12 protein-coding genes are annotated in these 14772 nt (G+C 67.7%); 7 read left to right on the plus strand and 5 right to left on the minus strand.

All coding sequences use genetic code 11. The features are described from left to right. Positions 1–15: 15 nt before the first annotated feature. Positions 16–771 carry a YcnI family protein gene (locus QF038_RS17280; protein WP_307611635.1) on the plus strand — a complete coding sequence of 252 codons (756 nt, stop codon included), beginning with the start codon at positions 16–18 and terminating at the stop codon, positions 769–771. 103 nt (positions 772–874) lie between these two features. Beyond that, a complete protein-coding gene (locus QF038_RS17285) occupies positions 875–1519 on the plus strand; it encodes a DUF4232 domain-containing protein (RefSeq protein WP_307611638.1) in 645 nt (214 codons plus the stop codon). A gap of 96 nt (positions 1520–1615) precedes the next feature. Here QF038_RS17285 and QF038_RS17290 read toward each other — a convergent pair whose 3' ends face one another. Continuing rightward, a complete protein-coding gene (locus QF038_RS17290; protein WP_373461590.1) occupies positions 1616–2086 on the minus strand; it encodes a DUF4383 domain-containing protein in 471 nt (156 codons plus the stop codon). A 181-nt stretch (positions 2087–2267) separates the two neighbouring features. Between QF038_RS17290 and QF038_RS17295 the strand changes: the two genes are divergently transcribed. From QF038_RS17295 to QF038_RS17305, 3 genes are all read left to right on the plus strand, one after another. Further along, positions 2268–3818 (plus strand): FAD-dependent oxidoreductase, encoded by a 1551-nt coding sequence (locus tag QF038_RS17295; RefSeq protein ID WP_307611640.1) that lies wholly within the window; start codon positions 2268–2270, stop codon positions 3816–3818. A gap of 86 nt (positions 3819–3904) precedes the next feature. Beyond that, a complete protein-coding gene (locus QF038_RS17300) occupies positions 3905–8992 on the plus strand; it encodes a DEAD/DEAH box helicase (protein WP_307611642.1) in 5088 nt (1695 codons plus the stop codon). Continuing rightward, positions 8985–9815: an Fpg/Nei family DNA glycosylase gene (locus QF038_RS17305; protein WP_307611645.1), complete on the plus strand. Its 831-nt coding sequence runs from the start codon at positions 8985–8987 to the stop codon at positions 9813–9815. The genes QF038_RS17300 and QF038_RS17305 overlap by 8 nt, the downstream gene beginning before the upstream one ends. Here QF038_RS17305 and QF038_RS17310 read toward each other — a convergent pair. Then, the gene (locus tag QF038_RS17310) at positions 9812–10462 is read right to left on the minus strand and encodes a YitT family protein (RefSeq protein WP_307611646.1); all 651 of its coding nucleotides are present in this window, start codon (positions 10460–10462) and stop codon (positions 9812–9814) included. The two genes, QF038_RS17305 and QF038_RS17310, sit on opposite strands and share 4 nt — an antisense overlap. Before the next feature lie 58 nt (positions 10463–10520). Between QF038_RS17310 and QF038_RS17315 the strand changes: the two genes are divergently transcribed. Then, positions 10521–12071: a PLP-dependent aminotransferase family protein gene (locus QF038_RS17315; RefSeq protein WP_307613517.1), complete on the plus strand. Its 1551-nt coding sequence runs from the start codon at positions 10521–10523 to the stop codon at positions 12069–12071. On the opposite strand, the gene QF038_RS17320 is transcribed toward QF038_RS17315, so the two are convergent. Continuing rightward, positions 12061–12567 carry a DUF4188 domain-containing protein gene (locus QF038_RS17320; protein ID WP_307611648.1) on the minus strand — a complete coding sequence of 169 codons (507 nt, stop codon included), beginning with the start codon at positions 12565–12567 and terminating at the stop codon, positions 12061–12063. The two genes, QF038_RS17315 and QF038_RS17320, sit on opposite strands and share 11 nt — an antisense overlap. 76 nt (positions 12568–12643) lie before the next feature. On the opposite strand from QF038_RS17320, the gene QF038_RS17325 reads away from it, so the two are divergent. After that, entirely contained in the window at positions 12644–13219 is a 576-nt protein-coding gene (locus tag QF038_RS17325) for a TetR-like C-terminal domain-containing protein (RefSeq protein ID WP_307611650.1), read from the plus strand. Between the two features lie 126 nt (positions 13220–13345). Here the strand turns inward: QF038_RS17325 and QF038_RS17330 are convergent, their stop codons facing one another. After that, positions 13346–14038 carry an SRPBCC domain-containing protein gene (locus QF038_RS17330; RefSeq protein WP_307611652.1) on the minus strand — a complete coding sequence of 231 codons (693 nt, stop codon included), beginning with the start codon at positions 14036–14038 and terminating at the stop codon, positions 13346–13348. Beyond that, complete coding sequence (locus tag QF038_RS17335; protein ID WP_307611654.1) at positions 14031–14717, minus strand: helix-turn-helix domain-containing protein; 687 nt, start codon at positions 14715–14717, stop codon at positions 14031–14033. Before QF038_RS17335 ends, QF038_RS17330 begins: the two co-directional genes overlap by 8 nt. Between the last annotated feature and the right edge of the window lie 55 nt (positions 14718–14772).

Below are 14772 nucleotides of genomic sequence, written 5' to 3' on the forward strand. Positions count from 1 at the left end.
CTGAAAGGCAACACCATGAACACCTCCGCACTTCGCCGCACCCTGCAAACAGCCGCCGCCACGGGAGGCGCTGCAGCCATGCTGCTCGCCGTGGCGGGCGGGGCTTCGGCCCACGTCGGCGTGACGCCGGACAAGACCGATGCCAACTCGTACGCCCTGCTCACCTTCGCGATTCCGCACGGTTGCGACACCTCAGGCACCACCAAAGTGGCCATCACGCTGCCGCAGGAACTCAACGATGCCCAGCCGACGGTCAATCCCAACTGGACGGTTGAGAAGGTCACCGAACAACTCGCCGAGCCGAAGAAGCAGGCCGACGGCACGTCCATCACCAAGCGGACCAGCCAGATTGTCTACACCGCCAAGGCGCCCCTGGCCCACGAACTCCGCGATGCGCTGGTGCTCTCCGTGAAGCTTCCTGACGCTGCCGGCAGCACACTGTACTTCCCCACCCTCCAGAGCTGCGAAACCGGGCAGACGGACTGGTCGGAGATCGCCAAAGACGGCCAGGACCCGCACGCCCTGAAGGCACCGGCGCCCTCGGTCACGGTCACCCCGGCAGGGGGCGCAGGACACGGCGAAGCCGCCACTGCCTCGGATTCGCATTCCAGCGCTGCCGGGTCCACCGGGGAAGCCCCGGTGACGGACAGCGGGGCCAACGCCCGCAGCTGGACGGGCCTGGCAGCGGGCATCGGCGGCCTGGTGCTCGGCGGCGCGGCGTTCTTCCGCAACGCACGCCGCAAGGTTTCTGCGGACCCGGCGGCCAAGTAGGGCAACGGCGTTGATGCCCGGATCATCACGATCCGGGCATCAAATTGCCGCGCCACCTCGCCTCATCGTTGACGCGGCCCACCACTGCCGCGAAGGTGGTGCCATGAGGTCTCAGCGAATTTCACACGGGCTTGCCATCACGACGGCGGCAGCGGCCGCCGCACTGCTGCTCAGCGGGTGCGGCCCCAGCCAGCCGCAATCATCAACGACCCCCACTCCGGGCACCAGCTCTGCCAGCCCCGGCGCGACATCAGCGTCACCCGCCCCGTCCGGGACGCCGTCGGACCCGCCGTCCACAACCGCTCCGGCTACCGCTCCCCCCGCAGGACCGGCGCTCTGCAAGGCCGCCGGGCTTTCCGCAGCCACGGATGCGTCCGGCGGCGGGGCCGCGGGCAGCGTCTACATGAAGCTCAACCTCACCAACACCGGTTCCGAACCCTGCCTGCTCCGGGGCTTTGCCGGCGTGTCCCTGGCCGCCGACGCAGCCGGCGCCCCCATCGGCGCGCCGGCCATCCGCGACGAGGCCACCGCACCCACCGACGTCCTGCTGGCACCCGGGCAGACAGGCTCGGCCGTCCTGCGCTACACCCAGGCCGGCAACTATCCCGATTGCGCCATGGTGGACGCCGCCGGCTACCGGATCTATCCGCCGGAGGAGACGGCGTCGCTGTTCCTGCCCCAGCCCACCAGGGCATGCAGCAACGCGGAGATTACGCTCCTCACCATCGGAGCGTTCCAGCCGGCGTAGGTCCCGAACCCAAGGCAACAGTCCTCAGCGCAGAGAACTGCGGGCGGTCCGGCACGTGCCGGACCGCCCGCAGTTTTGTTTTGTTTGCAGGTCTTCCTAGTGGGCCGTGGTGGTTCGGCCGGCACGTGCGGTGCCGCGGGACAGCACCACGCCCAGGCCGATCATGCCGACACCCAGGACAAAGTGGAGCCAGTTGTCGGCGGTGTTCAGCGGGACGAAGTTCGCCGGCGTGTCATGTCCGATCAGCAGGCCGTAAAGCCAGAGAACCAGGTAGATGGCGCCACCCACGATCAGGTAGTTCCTCGACTGCGCAGCATTCCGGGCCAGGGCGATCCCGGCGGCCCCAAACAGCAGGTGGACGATGTTGTGAAGAATTGACACCTGGAAAATGCCCAGCAGCAGGGCCTCAGACTCATGGCCGGCGAAACCCAGGGATTCGTAGTTGCTGGTGATGCCCGGGATGAACCCCAGGACGCCCACCAGGAGGAACACTGCGCCCACCGCAAGGGCTGCTTTTTGGATGTTAGTACGGCCCACGGTGCGACCGTTCGAACTCATACTGGTCATGATCACTCCTGCTGTTTGTCGTTTCCGTTTACATCATGGCTGCCGGGTCGCGCCTGACCATAGACTTAAACACCGACATCATAAGTATACTTAGCACCTACGCCAGGCATAGATCAGGGTCTATAACGGACCCATCACAAACGGCCCGCCAGGGCCCGGACCAAAGGCAGGCTGAACTGGGATGACGTCGATTTGGTTGGACGGCCGGGAAGCATTTGCTTCCGATCCGTTCGAGCCCGGAGGCACGTACGACACCGTGGTGGCCGGGGCCGGGCTGACCGGTCTTGTGACCGCCCTCCTGCTGGCACGCTCGGGGCAGAACGTCCTGGTGCTGGACGCACGGTTCCCCGGTGCCGTCACAACCGGGAACACCACGGCTAAGGTCACACTGCTGCAGGGCACCTTCCTGTCCCAGCTGTCCCGCCAGTACTCGCAGAAGCAGGTGCAGGCGTACGTGGACGGCAACCGTGAGGGCCAGGCCTGGCTCCTGCGGTACCTCGACGAGCAGAACGTGCCCTACCAGATCCGGGATGCCTACACGTACGCGGCGTCCGCCCAGGGGACGGAGAAACTCCGCGAGGAAGTCAGCGCCGCCACGACGGCGGGCCTGGACATGGAATACGTGCGCGACGCCGGCCTGCCGTTCCCCGTGCACGGCGCCATCCGCCTCGCGGACCAGGCGCAGATCCACCCCGTCGACGTGCTGGACGCCCTGGTGGCGGACATCCGCAGCCGCGGCGGGTCAGTGGTGGGCGGCGTCCGCCTGCAGGATGTCACCGGCGGCCGCCCGGCCACCGTCCACACCGACCGTGGAACCGTCACGGCGAACGAAGTGGTGCTGGCCACCGGCATCCCTGTGCTGGACCGAGGGCTGTACTTCGCCAAGCTGAAGCCCAGCCGGTCCTACGCGGCAGCACTGCAGCTGCAGGAGGACCAGGCACCACCCCCGGGAATGTACATCTCGGTGGAACAGCCAACCCACTCGTTGCGGGACTACGAGAAGGACGGCCGCAGGCTGCTGCTGGTGGGCGGGCACGGCCACCACGTGGGCCGGGCGAGATCGGAAAAGCACCATCTCGGGAGCCTTCTGGACTGGGCCGCGCAGCAGTACCCCGGCTCGCAGGTGACGCACACGTGGTCGGCGCAGGACTACATGGCCGTGAACCTGATGCCTTTCTTTGGCAAACTGCCGCGGGGCAAAGGCCACGTCTACTTCGGCACCGGCTACAACAAGTGGGGCATGACCAACGCCGTTGCGGCGTCTTTGGGGATTGCTGCCGACATCCTCGGCGGGCAAGTGCCCTGGGCCAACACCATCCACCACCGGATCACGTCACCGTCCGGCGCACTCTCGGCGGTTTCCCTCAACGCCGGGGTGGCGGCCAAGCTGGCCTCCGGCTGGGGGCAGCTTGCGGCCGAAGGGCTGAAAACGGAAGGTGCGAAGGTCCTCAAAAAGGACAAGGACCAGCTGCCCCCGGCTCCCGCTCCGGTGGTCCCGGAGGAGGGCCAAGGGCAGGTGTACCGTGAGGGCACCCGCCCGGTCGCCGTCTCCACCGTGGACGGAACCACCTGCAAGCTGTCCGCTGTCTGCACGCACCTGGGCGGCATTGTTCACTGGAACGACAGCGAGCGGACGTGGGACTGCCCGCTCCACGGCTCCCGTTTCAGCAATGAGGGAGAGCTCCTGGAGGGCCCGGCCACCCGGAACCTTCCCGCTGCAGGGAAGGCTTGAGCAGCGGAGCACCTCAGGGACAGCCGCACGATCCGGGCCGACCGGAGTCTGGGTGGGCTGTCAGTGGGTTAGGGCATGATGGAGGCATGCAGCAGGAACAGGGCTCCATGCCGGGCGGCGCCTCAGCGTCCGGTGCGCCCATGGGGCAGTTCAGCAGGCCCACCCGTGAGTGGTTCCTTGGCGCCTTTTCGGAGCCGACTCCTGCCCAAGTCGGCGCGTGGCAGGCCATCTCCTCCGGCTCGCATGCGCTGGTGGTCGCCCCCACCGGCTCGGGCAAAACCCTGGCCGCGTTCCTCTGGGCTCTGGACCGGCTGTTGGTCTCTGGTTCCACTGTGTCGGAAACCCCGGTTCCGGCGCCGGAGACACCGTCAAGGGGACGGCGTCCCCGGGCGCCAAAACGCAAGACCCGTGTCCTGTACATTTCACCCCTGAAAGCGCTCGGCGTGGACGTGGAGCGGAACCTGCGCTCGCCGCTCATCGGTATCACCCAGACCGCCAAGCGGCTCGGGCTGCCCGCCCCGTTGATCACCGTTGGCGTCCGTTCCGGAGACACCACCACGGCGGACCGGCGCGCGCTGCTGAGCAACCCGCCGGACATCCTGATCACCACGCCGGAATCGCTGTTCCTGATGCTCACGTCCCGGGCCCGCGAAACCCTCACCGAGGTGGACACCATCATCATCGATGAGGTCCATGCAGTGGCCGGGACCAAGCGCGGTGCGCACCTGGCCGTCTCACTGGAGCGGCTGGATGCCCTGCTGCCCAAAGCGGCACAGCGGATCGGGCTCTCCGCCACCGTTGAGCCGCGGGAACTGGTGGCCCAGTTCCTGGCCGGGACCGCGCCGGTGGAAATCGTTGCCCCGCCGGCGAAGAAGAACTGGGACCTCACCGTTTCCGTCCCGGTGGAGGACATGTCTGACCTCCAGGGTGCCGCCGGCGCCTTCGATTCCGGCCCGGCGTCCGGGCTCCAGCCCCAGGCCTCGATCTGGCCGCACGTGGAGGAAAAGATCGTTGACCTGGTGCTGGCCAACCAGTCCACCATTGTTTTTGCCAACTCCCGCCGCCTGTCCGAACGGCTCACGGCCCGGCTCAACGAGATCTACGCCGAACGGCAGCTGGTGGATGCGGGCGGCGGCTGGGATGATCCCGTGCCCCGGCAGCCCGGCGTTCCCGCCTCCACTGCTACTCCGGCGCACATGATGGCCCAGGCAGGAAGCTCGGCCGGGGCGGACCCGGTGCTGGCGCGCGCCCACCACGGCTCCGTCTCAAAAGACCAGCGTGCCTTGATCGAGGACGACCTCAAGTCCGGCCGGCTGCGCTGCGTGGTGGCCACGTCATCCCTGGAACTTGGCATCGACATGGGTGCCGTGGACCTGGTGGTGCAGGTGGAATCGCCGCCGTCCGTGGCAAGCGGCCTGCAGCGGGTGGGCCGGGCCGGCCACCAGGTGGGCGAGGTTTCCCAAGGCGTCCTTTTCCCGAAGCACCGCGCAGACCTGGTGCATACGGCAATCACCGTGGAACGGATGCTGACCGGAAAGATCGAGCGCCTCAGCATCCCCGCCAACCCCCTGGACATCCTTGCCCAACAAACCGTGGCTGCCACCGCGCTGGGCAGCATCGATGTTGAGGAGTGGTTCGCCACCGTCCGCCGTTCAGCCCCGTTCGCGTCCCTCCCCCGGTCAGCCTTCGAGGCCACGCTGGACCTGCTGGCCGGCCGCTATCCGTCCGACGAGTTTGCCGAGCTGCGCCCCCGAATCATCTGGGACCGCAACGCCGGCACCATCGAAGGCCGGCCGGGCGCCCAGCGCCTGGCGGTCACCTCGGGCGGCACCATCCCGGACCGCGGCCTCTTCGGCGTCTACATCATTGGAACCGAGGTGGAGGGAACAGCCTCCCCCTCAACGGACGGCAAACCCGCTCCTGCGCCCAAGGGCGGCCGGCGCGTGGGGGAACTGGATGAGGAGATGGTGTACGAATCGCGTGTTGGCGACGTCTTCGCCCTCGGTGCCACCAGCTGGAAAATCGAGGACATCACGCACGACCGCGTCCTGGTCTCCCCCGCGTTCGGCCAGCCCGGAAAGCTGCCCTTCTGGAAGGGCGATTCCCTCGGCCGCCCCGTGGACCTGGGCCGCGCGCTGGGCGCCTTCGTCCGCGAATTGTCAGCGTCCGACGTCGGGCCCGCCACCGAACGCTGCAAGGCCAGCGGCCTGGACGACTTCGCCGCCAACAACCTCATCCAATATTTGAGCGAACAGAAACAGGCCACCGAGGTGGTGCCCAACGACACCACGCTGGTGGTGGAACGGTTCCACGACGAACTGGGCGACTGGCGGGTAATCCTGCACAGTCCCTTCGGCATGCCCGTCCATGCGCCGTGGGCTTTGGCGGTCGGCCAGCGGCTGCACCAGCGGTACGGCCTGGACGGTTCGGCCATGGCCGCCGACGACGGGATTGTGCTGCGGGTGCCCATGATGGAGGACGAGCCGCCCGGCGCCGAGCTGTTCCTGTTCGATCCCGAGGAACTGGAACAGATCGTCACCGCGGAAGTGGGCGGCAGCGCACTCTTCGCTTCGCGCTTCCGTGAATGTGCTGCGCGGGCCCTGTTGCTGCCGCGGCAGACTCCCGGCAAGCGGCAACCGCTGTGGCAGCAGCGGCAGAGGTCCGCCCAGTTGCTGGATGTGGCCCGGAAGTACCCCACCTTCCCTATCGTGCTGGAAACCGTGCGGGAATGCCTGCAGGATGTTTACGACCTCCCCGCACTGAAGGACATCGCAGCGTCCGTGGAGCGGCGCGAGCTGCGGATCGTGCAGACCACCACCACCCAGCCGTCACCCTTCGCAAAGTCACTCCTGTTCGGATACGTTGCCCAGTTCCTCTACGAGGGTGATTCGCCGCTCGCGGAGCGGCGGGCTGCGGCACTGGCCCTGGACTCCACGCTCCTGAACGAACTGCTGGGCCGCGTTGAGCTGCGGGAGTTGTTGGACGCGAAGGTTATCGAGGCTACCGAGCGGGAGTTGCAGCGCCTGGCGCCGGACCGTCGGGCGCGCGGGCTGGAGGGCGTGGCGGACCTGCTGCGGCTCCTTGGCCCGCTGGCGCCGGAGGAAGCTGCCGCAAGGCTGGAACCGGCGGTTGAGGCTGCCCAAACCGAGGCTGCCGTAAACCCGGTGGTTGAGCCCGCCGAAACCGAGCCTGCAGACTCCCCGGTGGTTGAGCCTGTCGAAACCGAGCCACCCGAAACCCCGGTGGTTGAGCCTGTCGAAACCATCCATGCCAGCACGGAAACAGCCACCGCCCACCTGGTGGCCCTGCAGCGCGCCAACCGCGCCATCAAGGTGAACATCGGTGGGGCGGAACGGTTCGCTGCGGTTGAGGATGCCGCCCGCCTCCGGGATGCCATCGGCGTGCCCCTGCCCATGGGGGTTCCGCTCGCGTTCATCGAACCCGTGGCTGATCCTTTGGGCGACCTCGTCTCCCGGTATGCCCGGACGCACGGACCTTTTACGGCGGACGAAGCAGCAGCCCGCTTGGGCCTGGGTGTGGCTGTGGTCAGCACTGCCCTGAAACGCCTCGCCGCCGACGGCCGGGTGGTGGAAGGCGAATTCCGGCCCCACGGCGGTGGGTCTGCGGCACCCGACGTTCCAGCCGTGGATGCACCAGAACCTGATGGCCAGCACCCCGAGACTCAACTCCCTGAGACGCAACTCCCGGAGGCACAAAACCACATCCCCGTCAGCGAATGGTGTGATGCCGAGGTGCTCCGCAAGCTGCGGCGGCGGTCCCTGGCAGCATTACGCGCCGAGGTGGAACCGGTGGACGCGTCCGCCTATGGCCGGTTCCTGCCGGCGTGGCAGCACGTCCAGACTCCCGGCGGCGGCCGCGGGCAGCCGTCGCTCCGCGGACTGGACGGCATCGTCACCGCCATCGACCAGCTCTCCGGAGTCCCTGTTCCCGCCTCCGCCTGGGAGCCGCTCATCCTGGCCAGCCGGGTATCCAACTACCAGCCCGCCATGCTCGACGAGCTCATGGCCGCCGGCGAGGTGCTCTGGTCCGGGGCCGGCGCCTTGCCGGGCAACGATGGCTGGATCAGCCTGCACCTGGCCGACTCGGCGGAGCTGACCCTGAACCCTGCCATCGACTACGAACCCGGGGACGCCCAACTGCGGCTCCTGGAGCACCTGCGCACCAACGGCGGCGGCTACTTCTTCCGGCAGCTGACAGACGTGGCCGGCGGCATGGACTCCGTCCTGAGCGACCAGGAAGTTGTGACCGCACTGTGGGACCTGGCATGGGCGGGCCGCATCACCGGCGACACCTTCGCGCCGGTGCGGGCACTGATCGCCGGGGGCCACACCGCCCACCGGCAGGTCGCCCGTGCCCCACGCGCCCGGGCCCCACGCCTGAGCCGGCTGGGGCGTTCGCACGGCACCGGACTAATGGGCTCTGCTGGCCTGGGCAGCGGCCGCTACGGCGCGTCCTCAACGGCAGTAGCCACTCCTCCCATGGCAGCAGGCCGGTGGTCCGCGCTTCCGCAGCCCGAACTGGACGCCACCATCCACGCCCGCGCCACCGCAGAGCTCCTGCTGGACCGCTATGGCGTGGTGACCCGCGGTTCGGTGATGGCAGAGCAAATCCTGGGCGGATTCGGCCTGATGTACAAGGTCCTTGCCCGGCTGGAGGAGGCCGGCCGGTGCCGCCGCGGCTACTTCATCGAACACCTCGGCGCGGCGCAGTTCGCCGTTCCCGCAACCGTGGACCGGCTGCGTTCGTATTCGGAGGACACCCAGCTCGCCAAGCCGGAACCCGTTGCCCTCGCCCTGGCTGCCACGGATCCTGCCAACCCTTACGGCGCTGCCCTCCCCTGGCCCGCCCAGCATGACGACGCCGGAACGGGCCACCGTCCCGGACGCAAAGCCGGTGCACTGGTGGTACTGGTGGACGGGGCGCTGGTCCTCTACGTGGAACGGGGCGGCAAGACCCTGCTGGCGTTCAGCGACGACGAGAGCATCCTGGCCGCGGCCGGCTCGGCCCTGGTGGGCGTGGTGACCCGCGGCGCCGTGGACAAGCTGATTATGGAGAAAGTCAACGGGCACGACATCCTGGATACTCCGGTTGCAGCCGCCCTCAGTGCGGCCGGGGCCTACTCCACACCCAAGGGGTTGAGGATCCGTGCCTGAGGGGGATTCCGTCTGGCGCGCCGCCCACCAGCTGCACCAGGCCCTGGCCGGACAAAAACTGGTGGCCTCGGACTTCCGGGTACCGCGCTTCGCCACCCTGAACCTCGCCGGCTGGACCGTGGCCGAGGTAGTCCCCCGCGGCAAGCACCTGCTGATGCGGGTGGTAAGCCCGGAGGACAAGAAGCTCACCATCCACTCGCACCTGAAGATGGAAGGCGCCTGGCAGGTCTACCCGCCCGGCGGTAAGTGGCGGAAACCGGGCTACACCGCCAGGTGCGTGCTGCGCACCCCGGTGGCGGACGCCGTCGGGTTCTCCCTGGGGATCGTCGAAGTTGTGGCCACCGCAGACGAAGACTCCATTGTCGGTTTTCTCGGCCCGGACCTGCTGGGTCCGGACTGGGATCTCGACGAAGCAGAGCGGCGGGTACGGGCAGCTCCGGACGTTCCCATCGGCGTGGCGCTGCTGGACCAGCGCAACCTCGCCGGCATCGGCAACATCTACCGCTGCGAAACGTGTTTCCTGTCCGGGGTGCATCCGGCGTTGCCCGTATCCGCCGTCGAGGACGTCCGGACCCTGATGACCGACGCGAAGCAACTGCTGGAGATCAACCTCGGCCCCGGCCGGCGCGTCACCATCCTCAACCCCAAAGGGATGCCGGTGGGCAGGATGGCGGGGCGGCCGGGGTACTGGGTCTACGGCCGGGAGCACCGGCCCTGCCTCAAATGCGGGACCCCCGTGCGGCGCGGCACCCTCGGCAAACCCAACGGCGAGGAAGAACGGGACATCTACTTCTGCCCGCGCTGCCAGCCGGTGCCAGGCTAGCGCCGCGCGGCGGCACCCGGAGCGGTGGCAGCGGCTACGCCCTCCTGTGGGTCGGGCTCGGCCGGCAGCGCCGCGGGCACCATAAACACCGGCATCAGCAACTGGACCAGCGGACCGATGGCAAGGGCGTAAACAACAGTGCCAACCCCCACCGAGCCGCCGAGGAACCATCCGGCAGCGAGAACCACAACTTCAATCAAGGTGCGGGACACCCTCACTGACCATCCCGTCCGCCGGGCCAGCCCGGTCATCAGGCCGTCACGGGGACCGGGGCCGAACCGCGCACCGATGTAGCAGGCGGAAGCGATTGCATTGAGGAGGACGGCGCCAGCCAGCATGCCGATCTGACCACCCAAGTGGGAGAAGGCCGGGATCAGGGCCAGGCCGATGTCCGCGAAGACGCCCACCAGCACGGCGTTGCACAACGTGCCGAACCCTGGCCGCTGGCGCAGTGGGATCCACAGCAGCAGCACCAGGAAGCTCACGATAATGACCACCGCCCCGATGCTGAGACCGGTTCTGCCCGCCACGCCCTGATGGAAGACATCCCACGGGTCGAGGCCAAGGCCCGCGCGGATGAACATGGCAAGGGAAATGCCGTACATGGCGAGGCCGATAAAGAGCTGGAGGAGTCTGCGGGTCAACATGCCTCTAACTCTGCCAATAAACTGGCCTTGAAATACATAGCCAGTTTGAGATACTGGCCTGATGTCTTCCCTGACCGCATCAGCCCTTGCCCGCCTCCTGGGCGCGTGGAACCTCGGCAACGCCCCCGCCTACCGCGAGCTGGCCGACGTCGTACGCCTTCTGGTGCTCGACGGAAGAGTGGCACTGGACACGGCCCTTCCCAGCGAGCGCGCCCTCGCCGAAGTCCTGGCCGTCAGCCGGACCACCGTCACCGCGGCCTACGGCCTGCTCCGCGACCAGGGATTCCTCAGCAGCGGGCAGGGCAGCAGGAGCCGGACCAGGATCCCGCGCACGACGACGGCCGGCACCACAGCGCACAGGGGGCCTCTGCCGAATACGCCGGATTCAGGCGGGCTTGCTGCGGCCGCACTCGCACCGGGACTAGCCGCACCCGGTTTGGCAGCGCCGCAGGGACTGATCGACCTGGCGTATTCATCCTTGCCGGCCAGCGGCGAACTGGTCCACCGGGCGTTCGCAGCAGCGCTGACCGAGCTGCCCGCCCTGCTCCCGGGCTTCGGCTATGACGCCATGGGCCTGCTTCCCCTGCGGGAAGCGGTGGCAGCACGGTATTCCGCAGCCGGTGTATCTACCACTGCGGACCAGGTCCTGGTTACCTCCGGAGCGCAGCACGCCCTGAACGTCGTCCTCCGGGCCCTCACCAGCCGGAATGACCGGGTTGTGGTGGAACACCCGAGCTATCCGAACGCCCTGGACGCCATCCGCGCAGCCGGGTGCCGTGCCGTGCCGGTAGCCTTCGCAGCGCCAGTCGTCGGCAAACCAGAGGGTCGGACAACCGTTGCCTGGGACATGCACGGACTCCAGGCCGCGCTGGCGCAGCAGCGGCCCAGGCTGGCATATCTGGTGCCGGACTTCCACAACCCCACAGGGCAGCTCATGCCGGACCTCCAGCGCCGCCAGCTCGTCAGGGCTGCCGCGGCCGCCGGGACCACCCTGGTAGTGGATGAGACGCTGCGGGAGCTGAATCTCGACGGCGCAGCCACCACGCCCGTCGCAGCTTTCAGCCCGGCGGTGGTCACCATCGGAACACTCAGCAAGTCGCACTGGGGCGGCCTTCGCACGGGATGGATCCGGGCCTCGCAGGAGCTGATCCAACAGTTTGCCGCGGCCCGGACCTCCCTGGACCTCGGCGGGCCGGTGATGGAACAGCTGGCCGCCGCCCACCTGATCCGGGCCATGGACGAGCCACTCCCGGCGCGCCTTGCCGCCCTCCGGGACAACCGGGCAGCCCTGCTGGAACTTCTCGCCGGACACTTGCCGGGGTGGGAAACGCTCTACCCCTCCGGCGGGCTGTCTGCGTGGTGCAGGCTTCCGGCCCCCATCAGCACCGCCCTGACGGTGATCGCCCCGGATTTCGGCATCCGGCTGGCTGCAGGTCCGCGCTTCGGCGTTGGCGGCGCCTTCGAACGTTACCTCCGGGTACCGTTCACCCTGCCGCCGGAAAAACTGGAAACCGCAGTCCTGGCACTGCTGTCAGCCCAGGACCGGCTGGATGCAGCCCCCCAGCTCCGGCGCAGCCTCAAAAACGCCCCCGCCGTGGCTATTGCCTGACCGGCGCCGACTGCCTGCCAAACCGGCCCATCCGCTGCTTGGAGCTATTGGTCCCGGCTCCCACAGGAACATGGGCAGTGGCCTTGGCCAGCCCAAAGAGGGGCATCCCGTTGTAGATGACCTCGATCCCCGCGGCCGGCACCTGATAGGTCTCGTGCCAGACGCCCACGTCGCCACTGCCGGCCGTCTCCTTCATAAACCGGCGCCAGGGCTCCAGGTGGGGGGACTCCCGGTCCGCGGCAAATTTCCGCAGGTGTTCCGGGCTTTCCCAGTAGCTGAGCAGCATGGTGGTACGGCCAAACCATTGCTGGTACCCCAGCATCCCGGACGCCGGATCCGCGGCCAGATGCTGGAGCATCCGGGGCATGGCGCTCGCCACCTTGCTGATTGTTCCCAGCTTCCACCACCGGTTGGCCCGCATACCGATCAGGAAAACCGTCACTGATTCCCGGCCGGGATCGGCGGTGTACCGGCCCGGAAAGACACTGTGCACCATGAGAAGCTCCTTGGGTGGTTTCGAAACGATGTTTTGTAACGACGTTACGAAACAATGTTATGAAACAATGGAACCCATGGCAAGACCTGTGATCCACAACGATTCCCTGCGTCAGGAACTGCTCGCTGTCACCGCTGAACTGGTGGACCGTGACGGGCCCGCCAAGGTGACGCTGCGCGATGTGGCAGCAACCGCACGGACGTCCACCACCGCCGTCTACTCGCTGTTCGGCGGTAAATCCCAACTCCTCACCGCCGTGGTGGACCACGGGTTCCGGTCCTTCCGGGACTCCCAGGTGGCCGCAGCCCCGGCGGGGCTGCAGGGCCTCGGCCTGGCCTACCGTGCCTGGGCAGTGGAGCACCCGGCGCTTTACCGGCTGATGTTCGGCGGCGCCCTGGCCGCGTACGTGGATTGCCAGCCGAGCCCGGAAGTCGCCGCCGGAGCCATGGATCCGCTGATGGAAGCGGTGGCTTCCGCCCAGGCGTCGGGCGCCCTGCGGGCTGAGCCTGTGGAAGTGGTGGCCTTCGCCATCTGGGGCCAGGTGCACGGCCTGGTGAGCCTGGAACTGGCGCAGGTTGGCCCGCCCGACGCCGACTGGGCCGCCGCCTACAACTCCGCCTTGGATGCCATAGCCCGTGGCTGGGCCGCCTGACACCACCGCTTTTCGACGGGCTCAGTCAATGCTGCACGCAAAAAACCTGACGCCGCGGAGATATCCACCGCGCCAGGTTTTTCGCGTCGATCTGTATTTTGCGGGTCGCTGGCCCTTCAAAACCCTTTAGGCGTACACCTTCTCCAGGAAGTTGCCCCAGGCCTTGGCAGTGGTTTCGGTATCGCCGGCCCCGCTGAAATCGTGGACGGTCATTCCCACCGGCGCACCAAAGGCGTTGCGTCCGAAGAACCGGTAGAGCGCGTCCGAGGTGCGGATCCCCAGGAAGTGCTCGTTGGAGAAGTCCACTTCGCCGCTCAGCCGGCCCACGCCGTCGAGCTCCAGCTCCACCTGCGACCCCGCGGCGGAGGCTTTCACGCCCAGGGCCCTGCGCAGCTGCGCAAAGCCGTCCGGGTTCTGCGAAGCCGCGGGCGCCTGGATATCCGTGAAGACCACGGGACGGCCGTCAAAATACTGCAGGTACTGGCCCAAAGTGTGGAGGTAGAACTCGGTGTGGCGGGTGGCGCCGTCGTACTGCCCGTCCCAGTTGTCCGCAAAGATCCCGCTGTGCACGTAGTGCAGGCGCGCGCGGCCGCCCTCAAGCGGTTCCAGGACGTGCTCGAGCTGGTTGAACCAGCCGTCCGGGCCATCCATCCTGGACACGAGATGGCTCGGGTATTCCTCGACGGTTTTGACGTCCGGCCACTGGTCTGTGGGGAACATCCAGGCCGGAGTCCCTGCAGTCACGGCCTCCCACACCCGCTCCGGCGTGCCGGGCAGCTCGGTGTCGTAGACGATCTCGAATTCGCGCTTGTCAGTCATTGTCCTGCTCCTTTGCTGTAGGGGTTTCCGGGCTTTCCGGGGTTTCCTTGGTTGTTTTTGGAACGGTTGTTGTGGGGTTGCCTGCCTTGAGGACGGGGTGCAGCGCCACCACCAGCCGGTGGCACCTGCCGCCTGATGCCCCCGCAGCTGAGGTGGCACCGCCGTCGTGATACTTGTCCACCAGCCGGGTGACCGCCACGCCCAGCTCCTCCGCGAAGGCGGCACGGTCAGCGGCGGTCCGGAAGGTAATCTCGCCGTCGATGGCGAACGTGGCCAGCTTTTGCCGGGCAGCGGCGGCGCCGGCGATCAGCTGGCCCATCTCCTGGACCATCCGGCCGGCAAGTGCCAGCAGCCAGAAGGCTGAGAAGCGGTCCGAGAACCGGTGTGGATCCGGCGATACCGAGGACAGGGCCTGCGGTGATATCAGGTAGGACGCCGCAGTGGCCTGGAGCACCCGCTCGGTCACGTTCCCCTTGCGCCGCTCCTCCACCAGCTCCACCAGCCCATGCCGCTCGAGCGTCTTGAGGTGGTAGTTGACCTTCTGGCGGGGCAGCCCCACCTTGACCGCGATCTGCGTGGCCGAGCCGGGACTGGACAGCTCGTGCAGGATCCGGGTGCGCACAGGATCCAGGGAAGCTTCGGCCGCCGCGGGGTCCTCGATGACTGCTATGTCCAACATCCTTCAAGCCTGCCAGCCGACAACTTTTTTTGTCAAGAACTTTTTTATCATCGGA

It is taken from the genome of Pseudarthrobacter sp. W1I19 (genome assembly GCF_030817835.1).
Classification (GTDB): domain Bacteria; phylum Actinomycetota; class Actinomycetes; order Actinomycetales; family Micrococcaceae; genus Arthrobacter.

Excerpts from the sequence above, each read along its gene's own strand:
- QF038_RS17280 (WP_307611635.1), top strand. The coding sequence starts at position 16 with ATGAACACCTCCGCACTTCGCCGCACCCTGCAAACAGCCGCCGCCACG.
- QF038_RS17285 (WP_307611638.1), top strand. The coding sequence starts at position 875 with ATGAGGTCTCAGCGAATTTCACACGGGCTTGCCATCACGACGGCGGCA.
- QF038_RS17290 (WP_373461590.1), bottom strand. The coding sequence starts at position 2,086 with ATGACCAGTATGAGTTCGAACGGTCGCACCGTGGGCCGTACTAACATC.
- QF038_RS17295 (WP_307611640.1), top strand. The coding sequence starts at position 2,268 with ATGACGTCGATTTGGTTGGACGGCCGGGAAGCATTTGCTTCCGATCCG.
- QF038_RS17300 (WP_307611642.1), top strand. The coding sequence starts at position 3,905 with ATGCAGCAGGAACAGGGCTCCATGCCGGGCGGCGCCTCAGCGTCCGGT.
- QF038_RS17310 (WP_307611646.1), bottom strand. The coding sequence starts at position 10,462 with ATGTTGACCCGCAGACTCCTCCAGCTCTTTATCGGCCTCGCCATGTAC.
- QF038_RS17320 (WP_307611648.1), bottom strand. The coding sequence starts at position 12,567 with ATGGTGCACAGTGTCTTTCCGGGCCGGTACACCGCCGATCCCGGCCGG.
- QF038_RS17325 (WP_307611650.1), top strand. The coding sequence starts at position 12,644 with ATGGCAAGACCTGTGATCCACAACGATTCCCTGCGTCAGGAACTGCTC.
- QF038_RS17330 (WP_307611652.1), bottom strand. The coding sequence starts at position 14,038 with ATGACTGACAAGCGCGAATTCGAGATCGTCTACGACACCGAGCTGCCC.
- QF038_RS17335 (WP_307611654.1), bottom strand. The coding sequence starts at position 14,717 with ATGTTGGACATAGCAGTCATCGAGGACCCCGCGGCGGCCGAAGCTTCC.